This window comes from Pseudomonas sp. R9.37, assembly GCF_963878885.1.
GTDB lineage: Bacteria > Pseudomonadota > Gammaproteobacteria > Pseudomonadales > Pseudomonadaceae > Aquipseudomonas.
In genome coordinates, this window is record NZ_CAWNZA010000017.1 from 1 (window position 1) to 21236 (window position 21236).

Annotated in this window: 23 protein-coding genes and 4 tRNA genes; 13 read left to right on the top strand and 14 right to left on the bottom strand. The window is 60.0% G+C overall.

Annotated features, from left to right (window positions below):
* Window positions 1-7: 7 nt before the first annotated feature.
* On the bottom strand, window positions 8-1582 hold the full coding sequence (locus AACU78_RS11610) for an alkaline phosphatase D family protein (RefSeq protein ID WP_106580654.1): 1575 nt from the start codon (window positions 1580-1582) through the stop codon (window positions 8-10).
* Complete coding sequence (locus AACU78_RS11615; protein WP_106580655.1) at window positions 1579-2133, bottom strand: GNAT family N-acetyltransferase; 555 nt, start codon at window positions 2131-2133, stop codon at window positions 1579-1581. The genes AACU78_RS11610 and AACU78_RS11615 overlap by 4 nt, the downstream gene beginning before the upstream one ends.
* A gap of 190 nt (window positions 2134-2323) precedes the next feature.
* On the opposite strand from AACU78_RS11615, the gene AACU78_RS11620 reads away from it, so the two are divergent.
* The 10 genes from AACU78_RS11620 to AACU78_RS11665 all read left to right on the top strand — a co-directional run bounded on the left by AACU78_RS11620 (window position 2324) and on the right by AACU78_RS11665 (window position 10843).
* Window positions 2324-2731 (top strand): ExbD/TolR family protein, encoded by a 408-nt coding sequence (locus AACU78_RS11620; RefSeq protein ID WP_106580656.1) that lies wholly within the window; start codon window positions 2324-2326, stop codon window positions 2729-2731.
* Window positions 2732-2733: 2 nt separating this feature from the next.
* Window positions 2734-3468, top strand: coding sequence for an energy transducer TonB family protein (locus AACU78_RS11625; RefSeq protein ID WP_106580657.1), 735 nt, complete (start codon window positions 2734-2736; stop codon window positions 3466-3468).
* Window positions 3469-3492: 24 nt separating this feature from the next.
* A complete protein-coding gene (locus tag AACU78_RS11630) occupies window positions 3493-5778 on the top strand; it encodes a TonB-dependent receptor (protein WP_106580658.1) in 2286 nt (761 codons plus the stop codon).
* A 17-nt stretch (window positions 5779-5795) separates the two neighbouring features.
* A complete protein-coding gene (locus AACU78_RS11635) occupies window positions 5796-6443 on the top strand; it encodes a MotA/TolQ/ExbB proton channel family protein (protein ID WP_106580659.1) in 648 nt (215 codons plus the stop codon).
* Window positions 6444-6499: 56 nt separating this feature from the next.
* Window positions 6500-7717: a phospholipase D-like domain-containing protein gene (locus AACU78_RS11640; protein WP_106580660.1), complete on the top strand. Its 1218-nt coding sequence runs from the start codon at window positions 6500-6502 to the stop codon at window positions 7715-7717.
* Window positions 7718-7860: 143 nt separating this feature from the next.
* Window positions 7861-7995, top strand: a complete 135-nt coding sequence (locus AACU78_RS11645; protein ID WP_445261900.1) for a hypothetical protein — start codon at window positions 7861-7863, stop codon at window positions 7993-7995.
* Between the two features lie 143 nt (window positions 7996-8138).
* Window positions 8139-8273 (top strand): hypothetical protein, encoded by a 135-nt coding sequence (locus tag AACU78_RS11650; RefSeq protein ID WP_371924212.1) that lies wholly within the window; start codon window positions 8139-8141, stop codon window positions 8271-8273.
* Between the two features lie 143 nt (window positions 8274-8416).
* Window positions 8417-8551, top strand: coding sequence for a hypothetical protein (locus AACU78_RS11655; protein WP_371924213.1), 135 nt, complete (start codon window positions 8417-8419; stop codon window positions 8549-8551).
* Window positions 8552-8693: 142 nt separating this feature from the next.
* Window positions 8694-8828 (top strand): hypothetical protein, encoded by a 135-nt coding sequence (locus AACU78_RS11660; protein WP_371924214.1) that lies wholly within the window; start codon window positions 8694-8696, stop codon window positions 8826-8828.
* A gap of 275 nt (window positions 8829-9103) precedes the next feature.
* A complete protein-coding gene (locus AACU78_RS11665) occupies window positions 9104-10843 on the top strand; it encodes a dipeptidase (protein WP_106580661.1) in 1740 nt (579 codons plus the stop codon).
* 72 nt (window positions 10844-10915) lie between these two features.
* Here the strand turns inward: AACU78_RS11665 and AACU78_RS11670 are convergent, their stop codons facing one another.
* The 4 genes from AACU78_RS11670 to AACU78_RS11685 all read right to left on the bottom strand — a co-directional run bounded on the left by AACU78_RS11670 (window position 10916) and on the right by AACU78_RS11685 (window position 14065).
* Complete coding sequence (locus AACU78_RS11670) at window positions 10916-11464, bottom strand: hypothetical protein (protein ID WP_106580662.1); 549 nt, start codon at window positions 11462-11464, stop codon at window positions 10916-10918.
* A 20-nt stretch (window positions 11465-11484) separates the two neighbouring features.
* A complete protein-coding gene (locus AACU78_RS11675; protein ID WP_234452761.1) occupies window positions 11485-11805 on the bottom strand; it encodes a hypothetical protein in 321 nt (106 codons plus the stop codon).
* On the bottom strand, window positions 11802-12116 hold the full coding sequence (locus AACU78_RS11680) for a hypothetical protein (RefSeq protein WP_106580664.1): 315 nt from the start codon (window positions 12114-12116) through the stop codon (window positions 11802-11804). Before AACU78_RS11680 ends, AACU78_RS11675 begins: the two co-directional genes overlap by 4 nt.
* 287 nt (window positions 12117-12403) lie before the next feature.
* Window positions 12404-14065, bottom strand: coding sequence for an NAD(P)H dependent flavin oxidoreductase family protein (locus AACU78_RS11685; protein ID WP_106580665.1), 1662 nt, complete (start codon window positions 14063-14065; stop codon window positions 12404-12406).
* Window positions 14066-14143: 78 nt separating this feature from the next.
* Here AACU78_RS11685 and pdxR point away from each other — a divergent pair, with 78 nt between their 5' ends.
* The gene (pdxR, locus tag AACU78_RS11690; RefSeq protein ID WP_106580666.1) at window positions 14144-15625 is read left to right on the top strand and encodes a MocR-like pyridoxine biosynthesis transcription factor PdxR; all 1482 of its coding nucleotides are present in this window, start codon (window positions 14144-14146) and stop codon (window positions 15623-15625) included.
* Between the two features lie 23 nt (window positions 15626-15648).
* Here pdxR and AACU78_RS11695 read toward each other — a convergent pair whose 3' ends face one another.
* The 3 genes from AACU78_RS11695 to AACU78_RS11705 form a co-directional block, all read right to left on the bottom strand.
* Window positions 15649-15894, bottom strand: coding sequence for a hypothetical protein (locus tag AACU78_RS11695; RefSeq protein ID WP_106580667.1), 246 nt, complete (start codon window positions 15892-15894; stop codon window positions 15649-15651).
* Window positions 15895-15971: 77 nt separating this feature from the next.
* Window positions 15972-16172 carry a hypothetical protein gene (locus AACU78_RS11700; RefSeq protein ID WP_106580668.1) on the bottom strand — a complete coding sequence of 67 codons (201 nt, stop codon included), beginning with the start codon at window positions 16170-16172 and terminating at the stop codon, window positions 15972-15974.
* A gap of 38 nt (window positions 16173-16210) precedes the next feature.
* Entirely contained in the window at window positions 16211-17314 is a 1104-nt protein-coding gene (locus AACU78_RS11705; RefSeq protein WP_106580669.1) for a polyamine ABC transporter substrate-binding protein, read from the bottom strand.
* 138 nt (window positions 17315-17452) lie between these two features.
* Between AACU78_RS11705 and AACU78_RS11710 the strand changes: the two genes are divergently transcribed.
* A complete protein-coding gene (locus tag AACU78_RS11710) occupies window positions 17453-18244 on the top strand; it encodes a helix-turn-helix domain-containing protein (protein ID WP_106580670.1) in 792 nt (263 codons plus the stop codon).
* A gap of 11 nt (window positions 18245-18255) precedes the next feature.
* Here the strand turns inward: AACU78_RS11710 and gltS are convergent, their stop codons facing one another.
* From gltS to AACU78_RS11735, 5 genes are all read right to left on the bottom strand, one after another.
* A complete protein-coding gene (gene gltS, locus AACU78_RS11715; protein WP_106580671.1) occupies window positions 18256-19467 on the bottom strand; it encodes a sodium/glutamate symporter in 1212 nt (403 codons plus the stop codon).
* A gap of 201 nt (window positions 19468-19668) precedes the next feature.
* Window positions 19669-19744, bottom strand: a tRNA-Gly gene (locus AACU78_RS11720).
* Window positions 19745-19747: 3 nt separating this feature from the next.
* Window positions 19748-19823, bottom strand: a tRNA-Glu gene (locus AACU78_RS11725).
* 105 nt (window positions 19824-19928) lie between these two features.
* Window positions 19929-20004, bottom strand: a tRNA-Gly gene (locus tag AACU78_RS11730).
* A 3-nt stretch (window positions 20005-20007) separates the two neighbouring features.
* Window positions 20008-20083, bottom strand: a tRNA-Glu gene (locus AACU78_RS11735).
* A 370-nt stretch (window positions 20084-20453) separates the two neighbouring features.
* Between AACU78_RS11735 and AACU78_RS11740 the strand changes: the two genes are divergently transcribed.
* Window positions 20454-21212 (top strand): hypothetical protein, encoded by a 759-nt coding sequence (locus AACU78_RS11740; RefSeq protein WP_106580672.1) that lies wholly within the window; start codon window positions 20454-20456, stop codon window positions 21210-21212.
* The last annotated feature ends 24 nt before the right edge of the window (window positions 21213-21236 follow it).

Consider the following 21236-nt stretch of genomic DNA (forward strand, 5'->3'; position numbering starts at 1 on the left):
CTGTGCATCAAACCGCAATCGCCCCCGCCCTCCCCGGCTCCACCACAAACGACTTGAGCGTCGACACCGTCGCCGCCGGGTCACGTGGGTCAGTGATTACCCGGAAGTTCGTCAGCATCTTCGACGCCTCAAGCTTCACCGACACGTACCCACGCTGGCGACTGTCGAAGAACTTCACGTGCGGATTGAGCGGCAAGATCTGACTGAAGGCGTCAAAGGGCGGGCCGTCGGAGGTCACCGAGCTGCCGACAAATTCGGTTGCGACGATGGGCGAGTCCGGGTTGTTGCCATCGGCATGCAGGTCGGTGGTCCAGAACGAATGGATATCACCGCCCCAGAACACCGGGTTCTTGACCTGATTGCGCGTGATGGACGCCAGCATCCGAGTACGGTTGGCCATGTAGCCGTCCCAGCCATCCGTCCAATGCCCGACCTGATGACTGGTCAGGTCACGCTGGATCAGCGGCGCCACCAGCAAGTCCTGGGCGATCACATTCCACTGCGCTTTCGACTGGGCAAAACCCTGGTCCAGCCAGGCTTCCTGTTGCCAGCCAAGCATCGTGCGGCCGGGGTCGCGCAGGTCCTTGCAGGTGCTGGCGGCGATATGCCCCTGGTGACTGCCGTTAGCCTGAATACACGGCTGCTCGGAGCGGTATTGGCGGCCATCAAGCACATGAAAACGCGCCAGCCGGCCATAATCGAGGCGCCGGTAGATACGCATGTCCGGCCCTTTCGGCACACTGCTGACACGCAGTGGCATATGTTCGTAAAACGCCTGGTACGCCACCGCCCGTTGCCTTAAAAACTGCTCAACCGGAATCTTCGGGTCCTGGGACCAGCGGTTGGCGTAGTCATTCTGCACCTCATGGTCGTCCCACGTGGCCACGCTGGGTGCTGCCGCGTGCAAAGCCTGCAGGTCCGGGTCGGTTTTATACAGCGCGTAGCGGTTGCGGTAATCACTCAGGCTCACGGCATTGCCGCTGCCGTGCGGGCGGATGATCTTGCCTGAGTCCGCTGCGTACGAGCTGTCGTAGATGTAGTCGCCGAGGAAAAACACCAAGTCGGGTTGCTCCGCCGCCAGGTGGCGATAGGCACTGAAATAACCGCGCTCCCAGTGCGAGCAGGAGACAAACCCCACGGTGGCCGCCGCCATGGCGTGCAGCGGCGGCGCGGTACGTGCCTGGCCCACCGGGCTCTGTGCGCCGAGGCCGTCGAATTGGTACCAGTAAGGCCTGCCAGCCTCCAGCCCCGCCACCTCGACATGCACCGAGTGAGCAAAATGCTGCGTTGCCATCACCTCGCCTTGCTTGACGATACGCGTCATCGCCGCATCCTTGGCCACGCGCCAACGCACCGGCACGGCGCGGCTCAACCCGCCGCGCCCGTCCGCAGCATTGAACAGCGGCGCCAAGCGCGTCCAGATCACAAAGCCATCCGGCAACGGGTCGCCGGAGGCCACGCCGAGGGTGAACGGGTAATCCACACCGGCGCTGCGCGCAAACGGGCTGAGGATCGAAAACGCAGTGGCAACCGCCAGTCCGGCGAGCAGCCGGCGCCGATCATGATCCACTGCGCCACTCACAACGCTCGCTCCCAGTCGCTGCGCACGCTGGCGAATGTCAGCAAATCCTCGTACACACCGTTCTTGAAAAACGCTTCGCGCAGGCAGCCTTCATAGTGCAGGCCAATTTTCTGCATGACCCGCGCCGACGCCTTGTTGCGACCAAAACACTGGCTGCCGACGCGCTGCAGCCCGAGCGTGGCAAACCCGAAGTCCATCACCGCACTCGCCGCTTCCGCCGCATACCCCTGGTTGCGAGCGTGCGCCGCCACCCAGCCACCCAAATGCCCGGCGTGATGACGGGCATTCAGACGCAGGCTGACCATGCCGATCAGCTCGCCGGTTGCTTGCACATGCATTCCCAGGTTCAGCACCTCACCCGCACGGTATTTTTCGGCGATCCCGGTAATAAAGTCCTGGGCGGTCTGCAAGGTATAGGGCGACGGAATATTGGCCGTGTTGTCAGCAATTTTCGGCCCATTGGCGAGCCTGTAAAGCACCTCGGCCTGGTCCATTTGCAGCGCGCGCAATAGTAGTCGCGAGGTGGGTAAATGCGGCAATGCAGTGGGCATACGAGCAGGCTCTGGAGATAAATTCTTCAAGAATGTATGGCCTTCATGTCAATTGCATTACGTCATAAAACTGCAAGGCAAATCCCCTGCAAGACGCGTCCTAGAGCCTTCAAAACGTCAATTAAAGTTAACCATTCGGTCATTTTTGGTTGTTAGCGTGTCGCCCCTAATTCAATGACGGGGCAACAGAATGAGAACCTGGGATGAACCCAAGAAACGCAAGGCGCACATCGAACTGATCCCGATGATCGACGTGATGATGTTCCTCCTGGTGTTTTTCGTACTGGTGAGTTTGAACGTGATTCCGGCACTCGGCATGAAGACTCAACTGCCCAGCGCAAGCAGCGCGCAGCAACTCAAGCCGCAGAACAAATTCATCCTCACGCTGGGCCTGCAAGGCCAGCTGCAACTCGATGGCAAGGACCTCACGGTCGACGCCCTGGTCCCTGCGTTGAAGGCCGCTGAAAAGCCGGATACCAAGTCGACCATCATCGTCAACAGCGACAAAGGCGTGGAAGTTGCGCGCCTGGTGGAAGTCATGGACACCCTGCGCCTGGGTGGCTTTACCTCCGTGTCCATCGCCACGCGTAAGTCCTGATCATGTATGCCCTGTTTCGTGCGCGTCGGCTGTTGGGCAGTGTCCCGGCCCTGATCGCCCTGGTGCTGATTGCACTGGGTATCCAGTCCCAACCCCTGAAAATCCAGCCGCAGTATGACGAGTCGGCGGTTGAACTTGCCCTGGTCGAGCCCGAACCACAAGTGGTGCCCGAGCCCGTGGTGGAGCAGGAGCCACCGCCGCCGGTGATCGAGGATGAAGAGGCCGAACCGGCCCCGCCGCCGCCACCGCCCAAACCATTGCCTAAACCTGAACCCAAACCCAAGCCGGTGCCCAAGCCCAAGCCGGTGGTCGCCGCCAAACCGACGCCAGCGCCAGCGCCAGTGGCGCCGGTTGCCGCCAAGCCGGTACAGGCCGCCGTAGCGCCGACACCTGCGCCACCCGCCCCGCCGGCGCCGCCCAAAGTCGATGGCCAGGCACTGGAAGGCGGCTACCTCAAAGGCCTGCGCAACGAGCTGGATACGTACAAGCAATACCCCACCGGCCGCCAGGCATCTCTCGAACGCCCCAGTGGCGAGGTGGTGGTCTGGTTGATGGTGGACCGACAAGGTCGCGTGCTCGATGCCGGGATCCAGACCCCGGCGCCGAGCATGCTGCTCAATCGGGCCGCCACCAATAGCCTGCGTCGCATCAAGCAGGTCAAGCCGTTCCCCGAACAAGCCTTCGGTGGACGTAACGAGCAACGCTTCACCGCCACCTTCAACTACAGCGTGCAATAAGCACCCGACACCAGGACGACAGTGATGAGGTTCACCCGTATTCATCTGGCACTCGTTGCCGCGACTAGCATGAGCCACGGAGTGGTCATGGCAGATACCAGTGACAGTGACGTCGGGACTATTGGGGTACAGGGGGGCAAGGCAACCGCGGGGGGCGGTTACATGGTCCAGGAAGAGAGCGCCAAGGGCCGCTCGACCGTCACCAAGGAAGCGTTGGACAAGCAAACCGCCACCGGCAACGCCATCGACAAGCTCAAGTACACGCCGGGCCTGAACATTTCCAGCGAGGACAATACCGGTCTGTCGGGCTTTCGCTTCACCATGCGCGGCATGAACTCCGACCAGGTCGGCATGTCGGTCGACGGCATGCCGATCAACGACTCCGGCAACTACGCGCTGTATTCCAACCTGTTGGGCGACCCGGAAAATATCGAGCAGATTTTTGTCACCCAGGGTTCGTCGGAAGCGGATGGCCCGCATATCGGCTCCAGCGGCGGCAACATCGGCATTGTGACCATTCGCCCGACCAAGGAAACCGGGGCCTTCGTTAAACAAGTGGTCGGCAGCAACTCCACGCGCAAGACCTTTGCGCGCCTCAACACCGGTGAGGTCAACGGCCTGAGCAACTGGTTGTCGGCGTCCCACACCGAAGGCCAGATGTGGCGTGGCTCGGGCGCCGTGCGGGCGGACAAGGTGGAGTGGAACAGTTTCTTCGACGCTGGCAACGGCAACACCGCCAACCTGATCCTCAAGTACCACGAGCAGGACAACAACAGTTACAGCCAGCTGACCAAGGCGCAGTTCCAGCAGTTCGGCCGCAAATATGACCCGTACCCGGCCAAGCCGGCGCTGGGCGCCAATGGCAAGATCAGCAGCTACTACGACCTCGCGCAGAACCCGTTCCAGACCTTTACCGCCGTGCTCAACACCCAGTACAAGCTGAGCGACAACCTGGCGCTGTCGGTGATCCCGTATTACTACTACGGCAACGGCAGCGGCGTGGGCTCCTCTGCCTATGCGCTCAACAGCGGCTCGAACAAGGGCGGCGTTTTCGACCTCGGCAACCTGCCGACGGCGGCCCAGTACAACGCCGACGGTTCGTCCACTACGGGCGTCTACTACCGTCCTTCGCGCACCCAAACCTGGCGCCCGGGCATCACCACCAAACTCAACTGGGACCTGGGCGACCACAGCCTGCAGTTCGGCTACTGGTACGAACGCGCGCGCCAAAGCCAGACCCAGCCGTTCATTGCCCTCAAAAACAGCGGCAAGCCCAGCGACACCTGGCCGGATGGCGACTCGGTGGTCGATGCCAACGGCAACACCGTACAAGGCCGCGACCGCTACACCGTGACGCCTGCGCAAAAAGTCTGGGCCCAGGACACCTGGTACATCAATTCGGACTGGACGCTGATCGCCGGCCTTGCCTACATGAATGTCGAGCGTGAAGGCACCAACCACGGCAGCCTCACCGAGCAACCAGGCAAAGCCGACCAGACCTACAACAAATTGCTGCCCAATGCCGGCCTGAAGTACCAGCTCGATGAGCGTGACCAACTGTTCTACAGCCTGTCGCGCAACATGCGGATTCCGCAGAACTACGTGCTGTACGACAAAGGCGTCGGCTCGCTGGACTCCAAACCGGAACTGAGCTGGAACCAGGAACTGGGCTGGCGCTACACCGGCGAAGACATGACCCTCGCCGCCACCTTGTTCTACATGCAGTTCAAGAACCGCCAGCTCACGTCCCTGGACAGCAACGGGGATTCGGCCGACATCAACGCCGGCACCGTGATCAACAAAGGCCTGGAACTGGAGTGGAGCGGCAAGCTGCCCCACCACTTCAATTACTACACCTCCTACACCTACACCAGCTCCAAGCAGCAGGACGACCTGACCGTCTTCAGCGCCGGCAAACCCATCGTGCTGCCCACCAGTGGCAAGCAGTTCGCCAACGTGCCGACCAACATGCTGGCGGCCAACGTCGGCTACGACGACGGGCGTTTCTACGGCACCTTCGGCGGCAAGTTCACCAGCAAGCTGTATGGCGACCTGACCAACGACGAAGCCATCTCGGCGCGCACCATTTTCAACCTCGGCGCCGGTATCTACCTGCCCGTGGATAAAAAAGTCGTCAAGGACGCGACCCTGCGCCTGAACGTCGACAACCTGTTCGACAAGAAGTACCTGGACGGCGTGTACACCACCAAAACCAACGCGGCGAGCTACAGCGGTTTCCGCGATGGCGACCCGGCCTACATCGTTGGCCTGGACCGTACCGTCACTGTTTCTCTGGAAGCGAATTTCTAACTGCGAGGCTATAGATCATGGACATGAACCTGCTTCACGACATCACCTTTTATGTGATGTACGCCGCCATGGCGATTGCGATTTTCATCACCATCGAACGCGGCATTTACTTCGCCTACGTGCGTCGCCAGGCGCGGGCCTTGACCGAGGTGCTGGGCGCCAACGTGCACAGCGAGCGCGACTTGCCGCAAGGCCTGACCCGTCGCGACAGCCTGCCACTGAACATGGTGCTGCCGGTGCTGGCGCAAAAGGCTTCTCAGGGTTCGCGCAAGGACCTGGACGACGAAATCGAAACCCAGTACCTGAAGACCCGCGCACCGCTGTCGCGCAGCCTGTGGATCATCGAGACCATCACCACCGCCGCGCCGCTGCTCGGCTTGTTGGGCACCATCCTGGGCATCATCGACACCTTCAAGGCGCTGGCCAGTGCCGGCGTGTCCGACCCGGGCCAGATCTCCGGTGGCATCGGGACGGCGTTGTTCGCCACCGGGTTGGGCATCGCCATCGCGCTGTTCTGCGTGGTGTTCCACAACTTCTTCCAGGACAGCCTGGAGCGCATCAACGACCAGCTGAAAATCCTGCTGATTCGTGCTGCCACCGGCGCCCGCGTGCAGAGTGAAGTGCCGCACCTGGTGCCGACGCCGTTGCACAGCCGCACGGCGTGACCCTCCCACGGCGGGCGCAACCTGCGCCCGCCGTTTTTTTGCCCGATGAGACGCCTATGTCCCTTTCGATGAAGTTGCGTATTGCCGGCCTCACCGGCTTGCTCCTCAGTCCGCTGGCCCAGGCGGACTTTTCAATTCCAGGCTTTGAACTGGTGCACACCGTGCCAGTGGACACCGCGCTGGGCACGGCCGATTTGCGCCAGCCGGGGCCGGTGTGGATCGCCTTGTTTGATGGCGCGAAAAGCAGCATTGATATCGGCCAGTTCTACGCCGCCGACCATCCTGGCTCGGTGATGGACACGGTGATTGAGCATCTGGAAGCTGCCGGCAAACGTGGTGTGAAGATTCGCTTTCTGCTTGAGGAAAAAGGCATCAAGTTGTCGGAAGCGTCCACCCTGGAACGCTTGCGCGCGATTCCCAACCTGACCTTGCGCGTGCTGTCGTACGGGCAACTGAGCGGCGGGATTATCCACGCCAAGTACATGGTGGTGGACGGCAAGCAGGCGTTTGTCGGCAGCCAGAACTTCGATTGGCGTTCGCTGGAACATATCCACGAGACCGGTTTGCGCATCAGCGATGCCACCGTGGTCAGCCAGGTGCAGGCGATCTTCAATCAGGACTGGCAGGCCCAGGCCGCGCTTGCAGATAAGCAACCCCTGCCGCTGCCGGCTGCGGGCCAGGAGCCGGCACGCACCGGCAACTATCTGGTGGCCAGCCCGCAACGCTACAACCCGCCCGGTGTAGGCGATTCACAGCTGGAACTGCCGCGCCTGTTGAGCGAGGCCAGGAAAGAAGTGCGCGTGCAACTGCTCGACTACGCGCCGCTGTCCTACGGGCCGGACCGAACCCGGCCGTACTACGCGGTGATCGACAACGCCGTGCGCGCCGCCGCCGCGCGTGGCGTGTCGATCAAGCTGATGGTGTCCAACTGGAACACCGACTCGCTGGAACTGCCCTACCTCAAAAGCCTCGCCGTGCTGCCGAACGTAGAGGTCAAAATCGTCACGCTGCCGCAGGCCAAGCAAGGGTTTATCCCTTACGCGCGGGTGATCCACAGCAAGACCATGGAAATTGACGGGCAAGTAGCATGGGTCGGCACCAGCAACTGGCTGGGCGGGTACCTGGATAACTCGCGCAACCTGGAAGTGGTGATGCATGACGCGGCGATGGCCAAGCGGGTGGGCGAGCTGCATGCGCAATTGTGGGAGGGCCCGTATGCCAAAGCGCTGGATGTAGCGGCGCAGTACCCGGACCCGCATCCTGGCAAGCCGTGAGCTGAACTCGGTTCTTCCTACGCAAAAAAGCAATGTGGGAGCGGGCTTGCCCGCGATAGCGGAGTGTCAGTTAACGTAGGCGCTGACTGACACACCGCCTTCGCGGGCAAGCCCGCTCCCACCGTTGATGCCTGGTGGCTCAAATGGAAGTGGTGATGCATGACCCGGCGATGGCCAAGCGGGTGGGCGAGCTGCATGCGCAATTGTGGGAGGGGCCGTATGCCAAAGCGCTGGATGTAGCGGCGCAATACCCGGACCCGCATCCTGGCAAGCCGTGAGCTGAACTCGGTTCTTCCTACGCAAAAAAACAATGTGGGAGCGGGCTTGCCCGCGATAGCGGAGTGTCAGCCAACCTAGGCGCTGACTGACACACCGCCTTCGCGAGCAAGCCCGCTCCCACAGTTGATGCTTGGTGGCTCAAATGGAAGTGGTGAGGCATGACGCGGCGATGGCCAAGCGGGTGGGCGAGCTGCATGCGCAATTGTGGGGTGGACCGTATGCCAAAGCGCTGGATGTAGCGGCGCAGTACCCGGATCCGCACCCCGGCAAGCCGTGAGCTGAACTCGGTTCTTCCTACGCAAAAAAACAATGTGGGAGCGGGCTTGCCCGCGATAGCGGAGTGTCAGCCAACCTAGGCGCTGACTGACACACCGCCTTCGCGGGCAAGCCCGCTCCCACCGTTGATGCCTGGTGGCTCAAATGGAAGTGGTGAGGCATGACCCGGCGGTGGCCAAGCGGGTGGGCGAGCTGCATGCGCAATTGTGGGAGGGGCCGTATGCCAAAGCGCTGGATGTAGCGGCGCAGTACCCCGACCCGCATCCTGGCAAGCCGTGAGCTGAACTCGGTTCTTCCTACCCAAAAAGCAATGTGGGAGCGGGCTTGCCCGCGATAGCGGAGTGTCAGCCAACCTAGGCGCTGACTGACACACCGCCTTCGCGGGCAAGCCCGCTCCCACAGTTGATGCCTGGTAGCTCAAATGGAAGTGGTGATGCATGACGCGGCGGTGGCCAAGCGGGTGGGCGAGCTGCATGCGCAATTGTGGGAGGGACCGTATTCCATAGCGCTGGATGTAGCGGCGCAGTACCCGGACCCGCATCCTGGCAAGCCGTGAGCTGAACTCGGCTCTTCCTACGCAAAAAAACAAAGTGGGAGCGGGCTTGCCCGCGATAGCGGAGTGTCAGCCAACGTAGACGCTGACTGACACACCGCCTTCGCGGGCAAGCCCGCTCCCACCGTTGATGCTTGGTGGCTCAAATACCGAGGTAGGACATTTCCCTCATCCGGGTCTCCCCTACCACTCCTTCGTGATGGTAGTGTGTGAAATTGTTTCTGACATTTCGATCAGAAATTTTCCCACTCCTCTTTTGCAAAGGAATGCCTCTAGTCATGCATTTTCCACTGAAAAAATTGGTGGCTGCCACCCTGTTCGCGGCGAGCTTTTCGGCCATTACCACCCCCGCCTTCGCCAACATCAGCGCCGAACAAAGCGCGACCATTATCAAACATTTCAGCGAAACCCCAGCCAGCGATTTCCGTGGTTTCCTCGGCACTCTGGCCAAGAGCGACCTGGCGAAAACCGATGACGTCGGCCCGGCCATCGACGCCTTCCTGGCCAACAAAACCCTGACCGCCGACCAGCAGAACGAAATCAACCGCCTGCTGGGTATTTACACCCGCGTTAAATACGGCAAAGCCGCGCTCGAAACCCTGCGCGAGCTGGTGGAAATTCCGACCTTCAACGTCGACGGCCTGCCGCAGTACAAGAACCCGGAATTCCTCAAGATCGCCGACAAGATCCAGAGCCTGGCCAAAGCCTTCAACCTGAACTTCCGCAACATCGACAACCGCGTGTACGAAATTTCGCTGGAAGGCAGCGGCGATGAAGTCGTCGGCATTCACGCGCACGCCGACGTGGTGCCGGTGACGCCGGAAAACTGGGTGCTCAAGGACGGCACCAAGCTCGACCCGTTCAAGGTCACGCTGATTGGCGATCGCATGTATGGCCGCGGCACCGAGGATGACAAAAACGGCATCGTGGTAGCCCTGTATGCCATGAAGGTGATCAAGGAAGAGAAGCTGCCGCTGGCGCGCAACTTCAAACTGTTGGTGGACACCACTGAAGAAACCATGGGGGACGCGATCCCCTATTACTTCGAACACAACCCGGTGCCGCAATACAACCTGGCGCTGGATGGCGGCTACCCGGTCGTGATTGCCGAGAAAGGCTACGGCACCGTCATGGCGAGCTTCCCGGTGCGCAAAGGCACTGGCAAAGGCGCGGAAATTATCTCGATGACCGGCGGCATGGCCACCAACCAGATTCCGTCGGTCTCGGTCGCCACCCTGCTCAGCGACAAGCCTGCTGAACTGGCCGCCAGCCTGCAGAAAGCCGGCGCTGACTACGTCAAGCAAAACGGTGGCAATTTCGACGTAACGGCCAAGGTGGTCGGCAAAGAGGTCAAGTTGACGCTCACCGGTGTGTCGGCTCACTCCTCCGAGCCGGAAGCGGGCGTCAACCCGGTCGCACGCATGCTGGAACTGATCCACAGCATTGACGGCAAAATCGCGCTGAAGCACAACCACATCACCGACGCTGCACACTATGCAGCTGACAACTGGGGCCTGGATTACCTGGGCGGCAAGTTGGGTGTGGGCTTCTCCGATGCGTTCATGGGACCACTGACCACCTCGCTGACGTTTGTCGGCCAGGATGACAAAGCCTTCAAGCTGGCGGTGAACCTGCGCATCCCCAAAGGCAAATCGCCGGAGGTGCTCAAAACTGAAATCGAAGAGAAAATCAGCGCCTGGGACACGCACACCAAAGTGGCGATGAACGTCACCTACTCGGTGGCCGAGCCGATGTACCGCAACCCTGAAGGTGAGTGGGTCAAAGCCCTGCTGGCCGTGGCCAGCGAAAACCTCGGCATGGAGCACACGTTCGGCACCTCGGCCGGCGCGACCTCCGTGCATGATCTGCCCAATGGCGTGCAATTCGGCCTGGCGAAGCCGGACGTGAAGTACACCGGGCACACCGACGGTGAGTTCAAGACCGTCGAGCAGTTCTTGCTGGACCTGCAGATCGTCACGGAAATGATGGGCCGTGTGGGGCAACTGCCGAAGCTCTGATAAGCCAAGGTAAACACCACAACGCCGATCAAGATTGATCGGCGTTGTGGTTAAACAGGCCTGGCTTGCGGCCTAAAACATATCCATCGCATTGCACAGCTTGGCCTTCTCTACCGGCACGTTCTGCGGTTTCCCCGCCGGGTTCAGGCGCTGCAACGCAATCAGGCACTGGCCACCGTCCAGCAGGATCAGTTCGTAATCTTGCCCGGCCTTGGGGGTGAAGTGAAAGCTCTGCCTGCAGCTATAGGCATTGCCGCCAGAAACATAGCCCTCACTCTGGAAGTTCATGGCAAAGGGCTTGTTCGCCGGCACCTTCAGTTCGCTACGCGCCGAGCCTTGCGCCTCCACCCGGCGGTTGCTCTCGGGCATGCCCAGGCTGCGGCCATTATTCTGACCCGCAAAGCCGGATTCGGACACGGCCATCACCCCGGCGCCAGGCACACGCCAGTCGATGCAGTCACGGCCCGGCACACCGCGCGCCATGCCATTGGTGATCACGCGCAAGCGTGCGGTATCCCCTGATGTGGGTTCAACATAGGGCGTGTTGTAAGCACGGATATTGGAAATATTGCCGCAGCCACTCAAGGCCACGGCCAGGCCTGCTATCAAAAACGCTCTCATGGAAATCCTTTTTTTGAGGCTTAACGGCAGTGATAAGGGCTTTCGCTGCGCAGTTCCTCGCCGGTCCGGGCATCGCGAATGATGACCGTCGCCCCCGGCGCATTGAGGCAGAACGCATTGCGTATGGGGTAAATGTTATGGCCCTCGGCGGTGAAGGTGCCGAGCCTGGTTATCTGGGCGCCGGAGGCGTCGTGAGCCGTGACAGTGTATTCACCCGACATGGTCAGGCAGCCGCTCAGCGACAGCAGCAAGGTGGCGCAGATGGCATATTTCACAGGTGATGTCCCTATCGCGTTGAATGCCGAGCCCTTAAAAACAGAGCGTTGTTTTTGTGGTTTCATTGAGCCGACTCACAGGCCCTCAACGGCTCCTTGGGGTGCAATGCACAGATGTCGAAACCGTCACGCCGCGTGTAGCCAGCACGCTTCATACACACAAAGCGCTGCGCCCGCTCCTGGAAGCTCGCATTGGGATCGATGCCGGAACCATTCTTTTCACCACACGCCAACATGGACGCAACCACATCTTGGTGGCTGGCGCCGGGTTTCTCCCATAAGTCGGCATCGGCCGTGGGGGGCTGGAATGGCTGGCTAAAGCAAGCAGTGACAAAAGGTGCAATCAACACACCTAACGCCAGGTGTTTAAGCCACATGATCAATCTCCTTATTTACGCGCAATCACCGGCGCCCGCACGGGTCGACCCTTGGGCCATACGGTGTGCAGGACTGCCGGCGATAGATGTAACAGCTGTGCGTCGTCGTTATGGACCTCATCCTCGAGGACCAGGTTCGCCCGTTCGACAGGGCCGGTGAAACATCCTACAAAATACTGATTACGTTACCGGCCATCCGCTGTTTTTTAGCAACGCCCGCCAGCTCAGGCCGTTGCGGCCAGCACCGGGAGTCGCAACCCGCGCAGCGGCGGGCTGCGCTTAACCCTTCAAACCTCAAGCATCAGGATATCTTCAAAGAACCCACCGACCGGCTCGGTGGGGTGGCAGAGCTGGATCTCCAGCACCCACACCATTTCACTCGGCGTGATCTCAAGCGCAGCCAATTCCTGGTTGCCGAACAAGGCGTGGGGGAAATCCGCAATACGGTGGCCGGCCAGGTTGCGCGACAACCGCCAGCCCTTGGCAACGGCCCGTTCCTCGGCAAAGTCATAGAGCTCACAGCCGGTCAGGCCGCGCATCCAGGCCTCGCGGGTTTCATCGAACACTTCATGCAAGACCTTGAAGCAATCGCGGTGCAGCGCTGACTCGCCGAAGACGAAGGTGTCGCCATAGTCGCCCTCGTAGCCGTCCCACACCGGGCCGAGGTCGACCACCACGATATCGATGGCACGCAGCGTGCGCATTGGGTCAATGCCTTCCCTGGGCGGGCGAACCGTGTCGTCGCCAAAACGAATGTAAGTCGGGTGCCAGGTGTGCGAGGCGCCCATGGCCTGCAATTGCGCGGCGGCCATGTCGAGGGCTTGCCCGGTGGTCATGCCGACTGTGAGCTGGCTGGCAATCGCCGCCAGGGCGCGGATGGTTTTATCACGCGCGGCGAGCATGCCGTCCAGCGAGTACCGCGGGCCGACTTTTTCCCAGGTTTGATCCAGTCCAATGAGCAGCGTGTCGGCGCTCGACCGGCCACTGGGTACAAACGCTTCGGCGACAAAACGATGGCTCGGCAAACCCGCTTCCAGGCAATCGGCGCGCGCCTGGCTGATCATGCCGCCGTTACCGCAGGCATACACCTGAGCCGACGCCCAACGGTGCCCATGGCTCAGCGCCACTTCCTGCACCCTGCCCTGCGCTGCCAATACCGGGTGCCAGTGAAAACGCGGGTGGTCGATGACCGCCTGGTCCAGAAATACGCGGTCGTAAAAGTCTGCCGCCTGCGCGCCGCCCCAGTAAAACGTCACCTCCACCTCCTGCTTCAACGCGCTCAGCAGGATCGGCTTGATACCCGCGTAGCCGGTGCCTGTGGCGAACAGCACCACAGGCGCATCGTCATCGTCCTGCCAGGTGCAGGCACCAAAAGGCCCCTCCAGCGTCAACAGATCGCCAGCCTCAAGGCTGTCCAGAAGGGTCTCGGAAAAAAGCCCGCCGCGCACCCGACGAATCTGAAACACCAGGCGCCCATCGCCGTCGGCCGGCAGGTTGGCGATCGAGAAACAGCGCGAGTCGCCATCGACCAGGCGGAACTTGAGGTACTGGCCCGGCCGCACGGCCAGCGGCGTGTCCGGCATCACCACCAACTCAATGATGTCGGGGCTGAGGTCACGCTTGCTCAGCACCGTCGCCTCGACCACCAGCGCGGGGGTGTCCAGCGACCACCCGGGAATCTCCAGGCGCATGTCGGCGCAGGCGTGGCTTTGACACAAGAGCATTTCATTCGCTGCCAGCGGGTAGCACGGCGCGGGCGCGCCCGGCGCCAGCTGCTTGGCGCGGTAGTGGCCTTGCGTGACCACCACCTTGCACGAACCACACGCCCCGCGCCGGCACGAGAACGGCACAGACAGGCCGCTGGCGAGCATCGCGTCGAGCAACAGCTCATCGCCGGCTTCAAAGGTTTTCCCCGAGGGGGCGAGTTCGATGACATGGCGTGTGTTCATAGCAACCTCAGGGGTGAGTGAGGCTTGATTGTTGCGCTAGACTAGGCCCATTAAAACCTCCAGTTTTGGATACTTAAGATGGTCCAGATGCGTAAATGGCGCCCGCTGCTCAAGCTCGACGAGAGCACCACCCAGGCGTCCTATCGCAAGATTGCCGAAGGCCTGGTGCAGGCCATCCTCGAAGGACGGCTGCCGCCCGGCACGCTGCTGCCGGGCACACGGGAAATGGCGCAGATGCTCGACGTCAATCGCAAGACGGTGATCCTGGCTTACGAGGAAGCATCGACCAAAGGCTGGCTGATCAGCGAGCCGCGCCGGGGCACGTTCGTCAATGCGCAATTGGCGCCAACGCCCGCGTCCAACCGCGCGCAGCACTCCTTTGCCCCGCCACTGCTGGCGCAGCCAGTGGTGCCGTATTTCGAGCAGAATGCCCAAGTCATCGCCCTGCAGCTTCGGCATGACGCGCTGTTTTTCGATAACGGTGCCTGCGACCACCGCTTGCTGCCCCAGGCCGTTTTACACCGCTATTACCGCAATGCCCTGCGCAGCAGTTTTGCGTCCAACTCGGTGCGCTACGGCAGCGAAGGCACCGGCTATGAATTGCGTTGTGCGCTGGCAGAGATGCTGCGCAACAATCGCGGGCTGGCAGTCAGCGCCGAGAATATCTGCCTCACGCCCGGCACTCAGGTGTCGCTGTACCTGACGGCCAGCCTGCTGATCAAACCCGGTGATGTGGTGTTGGTGGAGCGTCTGAGTTACCCGCCGGCGTGGGAAATTTTCCGCAAGCTCGGCGCACATTTGATCACCGTCGACATGGACGATGAAGGCTGTCGCACGGACCACATCGAGCAGTTATGCCACGCACATGATGTAAGGATGATTTACCTTACGCCGCACCACCAGTTTCCCACCACGGTGAGCCTGCATGCGGCCCGTCGGCAACACCTGCTGGCGTTGGCGGCGCAGCACAATTTCTGCGTGATCGAAGAAGACTACGACCACGAATATCACTTCAACGGACGCCCCTATCTGCCGCTGGCCAGTGATGGCGCGCAACGCCATGTGATTTACATCGGCTCATTATCCAAGGCGTTGGGGTCGACGTTTCGTTGCAGTTATGTGGTGGCTCCGGCCAGCGTGATTGAGGTGCTGCAGAACAGCGCGGCACTGGTGGTAGGTGACACCGACGCGGTTGCACAAAAAATGCTCGCGGACCTGATCAATCAGGGGGAATTGAAGAAGCACCTGCGCCGTGTTTCGAAAGAATACGTGGCGCGTCGAGAGGTGCTGCAGAGCTGTTTGCACAGCGCATTTGGCGATCGAATCCAGGTGCGCGAGCCTGAAGGCGGCCTGGCCCTCTGGGTTCGCTTCCAGGATGAAACCGACGTCGATCAGTTGCTCGCCACAGCCCGGGGCCAGGGCGTGGTGGTGCGCAGTGCGCGTCAGTTTTCACCGCTGAATGTGCCGGAAAATGCCCTGCGCCTGGGGTTTGCCTCGCTTGATCGGGATGAGCTCCGGGAAGCCACGCTGCGGTTGGCGCGGGTGATGAGCAAGCGTTGATCACACGCACGCATCAACACCCGTTAGAGCGCGCCTTGGCCGCTGTTTTGAAGCCGGGCAAGGTCGGGAAACTCGAGCAACAGCGCCCGATTGCCGCGACCGATATGCTCCATCACCGCCAGCGTGATGAACTCGCGCACCATCCCGCTCGAGACGTAATACATCGCCCAGGCTTGTTCGGGCGTGCAGTGGCCGATCTGTTCTTCGATGTCCTTGTAAGCCTGATATTCGTCCGGCTTCAAAACGTATGGGTTAGCCGCTTGGCGCATGATTTTTCTCCTCCCTGAAAACGCTGCGACAGCCCCTTGGTCTGCCGACGGCTAACGCTGGGACGCTATGGCCCCGTTCATACGCCGGCGCTGATCGACTTTGGTCGAGCGACTCCCCCATCATGTGTATGGAGCAATGCCTTGATGCGGTTCAGCAGTTGTTTTTCATTACCCAGTGACGTGAGGCCGTGGGTGCTTTGCGCCTCATAGGCCTCGACCATCTTTATCAGCGTCACTAATTGATGAGTGTCGGCTTTGGTTTCTTTGCAAATAGCCATGTAAGCCCTCTGCCAATAAAGATGAATGCCACGCGGGGTTACGTACCGCTCTTGACCTTGGTCCACACGCGCGTGCGGATTCGCTCCAACTTCAACGGTAGTGGTTCAAGCGGAACAAGTGTGGCAACCGTATGCTTGTCAGGATAAATCCAAGGGTTGTCGCGCAGCTTCTGCTCGACGAACTCAGTGGCGTCCTTGTTAGCGTTCGGGTACAGCGTGTGGTTCGAGCTCTTGGCAATCACTTGCGGTTCAAGCATGTAATTGATAAACGCCAGACCTTCCTTGGCATGGGGCGCATCTTTGAGCAGCACAAAGTTTTCCGACCACACCAACCCGCCCTCACGAGGCAGACTGTAGGCAATTTTGCGCCCGGTGTTGTTTTTCTCATTGATGGCCTGCGCCGTCAGCGCCCCGCTCGCCCAGCCCACGACCACACAAATATTGCCATCGGCAAAGTCGGCGTCGGTTCTGGAGGAGTCGAAGTAGAGAATATAGGGACGGATTTTCAACAGCAGCGCCTGAGCCTTCTGGTAATCCTCAGGGTTCTGGCTGTTGCTCGGCAGGCCGAGGTAATGCAACGCGATCGAAATGACCTCGCTGGGCGAGTCGAGCATCGCCACGCCGCAGGACTTGAGCTTGCTGATGTTTTCTTCTTTAAAGATCAGGTCCCAGCTGTCCACCGGGGCGTTGTCACCCAACGCGGCTTTGACTTTATCAACGTCATAGCCAATCCCGGTGGTGCCCCACAGGTAAGGCACGGCGTAGCGGTTGCCCGGATCATTCACCGAAAGCAGCGCCAACATCTCTGGGTCGATATGGGAGAAGTTGCTCAGTTGGTCGCGGTCCAGCGGTGCAAGCACGCCCGCCTTGATCAGGCTTGGCAGGACATTCGAGGTGGCGACAACCACGTCATAGCCCGTGCGCCCGGCCATGACCTTGCTCTGCATGATCTCGGCGCTGTCGAAGGCATCCACGTGCATGCGCGCGCCGGTTTTTTGCTCGAATTCCTTGGGCGTCTCTGGCGCGATCAACCCGAACCAGTTGTACAGATTCACCTGAGGTTGCGCCGCCGCAGCAGGCGCGCTGATACCTACACAGACAAGCGAGGCCAAAAAAATGGCTCGCAAATGTGATTGACTCATATAACTATCCTTGTCAAAACGACAGGCCTTCATGGCCTGCATCCGCTGGGAGGTGAATATACCCGGCGTCGTCTAATAGTAAATACCTACAAGTACTTAGCTCGCGCCTATGAACGCCTAACCCTAAAGGGGTAGAACATGTCACTCGACCTTCATAACCTGGCCTGGCACCGATCGGCCGGCAAGCTGATCATGGAGCTCAATCGCCCGGCTTTCTGGAGCTCGCTGGTTCGCGTGTTGAATGAATATGTGCAGATCGACAACTGGGTTGTCCTGGTTTTCAGCGATCAACAAGTCAACGTCATCAGCTTTACTGAAGTGGCCGATGCCGAGGAGGTGGATGCCCTGACTCAGCGCTACCTCAAAGGGCTGTACCTGCTGGACCCGTTCTACATTGCCAACCGGGAAAACCCGCAGAGTGGCTTTTTTCACTTGTCAGACATAGCGCCCGAGCACTTTCTGACCACCGAGTATTACCGTCAGTATTTCGCCCAGTACGTTTCGGTGGATGAGGTGCAGTACAACGTTCAGCTCGATGAGGACAGGACGTTGTGTATTTCATTCGGCAGTAACGTGCGCTACAGCCCGGAACAGATCACCACACTGGATATCATCAAGCCTTGGGTTTTGGCATTGATGCACCAGCGTATGTGCTTTGAGATCGACGTTGAAAAAAACCTCAATGAGACACCGCCCTGGTCGCAGGCAATTGTTCAACTGGGCAGCCAGATCACAACGCGTGAAAAGGACGTGCTCAAGTTGCTGTTGAGCGGGTTCTCCAACAAAGAAATCGCCGGCAAACTGTCCCTGTCGACAGAAACGGTGAAAGTGCACCGGCGCAATATTTACACCAAGCTGAACATCAAGTCCCAGTCCGAACTCTTTGCGCGTTTCTTCATGCCAAAACAGGACGTCTACGCGGTGAACTGAAGGCGCGGCGCTCAGCCCGCCACGCCGAGAAACGGCAGCGCGAGGAACAGCTTGATCACCACCGCATTGGTGATGTCGATGAAAAACGCCCCCACCATCGGCACTACCAGAAAGGCAATCTGCGAGGGACCGAAGCGCTGTGTCACCGCCTGCATATTGGCAATGGCGGTGGGTGTCGCGCCCAATCCGAAACCGCAATGCCCGGCCGCCAGCACCGCCGCATCGTAGTTGCTGCCCATCACCCGAAACGTCACGAAAATCGCGAACAGGGCCATCAACAGCGCCTGTGCCGCCAGCAGGATGACGATCGGCAACGCCAGCGCCGCCAGGTCCCAGAGCTTGAGCGACATCAAGGCAATCGCGAGGAACAACGACAGGCTGACATTACCCAGCAGCGACACTTCGCGCTCAAACACCTGATGCCAACCCAGCGCCGACAAGCCATTGCGCAGCACCACGCCGACAAACAGCACGCAGACAAAGGTGGGCAACTCGAAGACGGTGCCTTGGATGACACCACTCAGGCACGTGCCAACCTGCAAGCTGATCGCCAACAGGGCCAGGGTTTCGATAAATGAAAACGAGGTGATCATGCGTTCCTGATCGGGGCGCTCAAAGCCTTTGGGCCGCCGCGGCTGCGAGTGTTCAACGCCAGGCACCTGGACACGCTTGATCAGCAGGCGCGCGACCGGGCCGCCAATCAAACCCCCGAGCACCAAACCAAAGGTCGCCGAAGCAATTGCCAGTTCAGACGCGGAGGCCACGCCGTATTTCTCACTGAACACCGCGCCCCATGCGGCGCCCGTGCCGTGCCCGCCCGACAGGGTGATGGAGCCCGCCAGCAAGCCCATCAATGGATCAAGCCCCAGCGCCTTGGCCAACGCGATCCCCATGGCGTTTTGCACCACCAACAGGGCCGTCACGACCAGCAGGAAAATACCCAGCACGCGCCCGCCTCGCTTCAGGCTGGCGAAATCTGCGTTCAGGCCAATCGTGGCGAAAAACGCCAGCATCAATGGGGTTTGTAAGGAGGTGTCGAAGCGAACCTCGACATCCGCCAGCGCACGCAACGCCAACAGCAATGCGGCAACCAACAGGCCGCCGGCTACCGGCTCCGGAATGCTGTAGACACGTAGAAAGCCAATCCGGGCCACCAGCCAACGGCCCAATAAAAGCACCAGGGAGGCAGCGACCAGGGTTGAATAGAAATCGAGCTGAAGCATCTGGACAGTCCTTTGAAGTAAACAAGGAAAATGGGCTGGCCAGAGTAGAGACAGCGGAACAGGTACACAGCTACCCGACATTGATTACAGACTATTCCTACGCACATCAGCACATGGCCTACATGCGTGGTGTGTTTTGCCGGCAAAAAAGCGACACGAACAAAAACGCCGATCATCACTGATCGGCGTTTTCGTTAAATATGGAGCGGGAAACGAGACTCGAACTCGCGACCCCGACCTTGGCAAGGTCGTGCTCTACCAACTGAGCTATTCCCGCAAATGGCGTCCCCTAGGGGACTCGAACCCCTGTTACCGCCGTGAAAGGGCGGTGTCCTAGGCCACTAGACGAAGGGGACACGCTACTGAAACACATGGTGTGTATTTCAGTGCCCAGAGGCCTCATCCGAAGACTTGGTCCTGGTTTCACTCAATGCCGCCCGAGGGCAACACTGCTTAAAAATTGGAGCGGGAAACGAGACTCGAACTCGCGACCCCGACCTTGGCAAGGTCGTGCTCTACCAACTGAGCTATTCCCGCATATGGCGTCCCCTAGGGGACTCGAACCCCTGTTACCGCCGTGAAAGGGCGGTGTCCTAGGCCACTAGACGAAGGGGACACACGTACAACATTCACTCCCTACCGCGTTTCGCTGTGTGCTTTACGCTGTAAGTGGCGCGCATTCTATGGATGGATTGAAAGGTCGTCAACCCCCAAGGATAAATTTATTTAAATCAATGACTTCGCCCTGCTTTCCAGGGCTTTGCGGGCATTGTGCCCGTGCGGGCTTTGACGCCTATATTCTGGCGCCCGACAAGGCGCTATAGTTCGCCCAGGCAAATGATGGCAATGTGCATCCACGCAGGGAACGCTTATCTATATAGCAGAAACTACCTGGGCAACTGGTCGAACAATCCTATCCGTCGGATGGCCCAGTCACTACACTCCACAGCAAACCCTATAAAGAGGTCACACCGGTGACACCACTCATGATCACCCTGCTGGTAATAGCCGGGATCGTAATACTGATCGCCATTGGCTACATGAACCACGTGGTGGAAAACAACAAACTGGAAAAGCAGCGCACCGAAATCGAGCTTAACGATCGGCTGCGTCGTTGCGGTGAGATCACCGAGACGTTCCCCGGCCAGTTGATGACCCCGAAACTCAAACTGTTGCTGACTCGCCTGGAACTCAACGTCACCCAGCGCCTGTTGCACCTCAAAAAATCCAGCGCACCGCTCAAGGCACGTATCGCTGAGCTGAACGCGCTGATCGGCCAGGGCGAATCGATCCCGGTGACCAACCCGCCCGCGCCGATCCAGACCGAAGCCAAGGCCAAGGACGTGCGTTTCCTGCTCGAGGCGCTGCACGGTCAAGTGACCCGTGCGGCCCAGGACGGTTTCCTGCCGACCAACGAAGCCAAGCACTGGATCAAGGAAATTCGCCATATCCTGGTGTTGCTGCACATTGAGTTCTTCAACAACCTGGGCCAGCACGCCCTGCAACAAGGCCAGCCTGGCCAGGCACGCCTGGCGTTCGAGCGTGGCGTGCAGTACTTGCGCAAACAGCCGGAGCCGGTGCTCTACAGTGCACAACTGCAATTGCTGGAATCGCAACTGGCCCGCGCCAACTCCACGGTGCTGACCAACAGCAAGCCGGCCGAAGACGAAGTCAACGAACTGACCGAAGGCCTGAAAGTCGTCGACGCCGACGCCGAATGGAAGAAGAAAGTCATCTACGACTGATCGCCTGCCCCATGTGGCGACCCC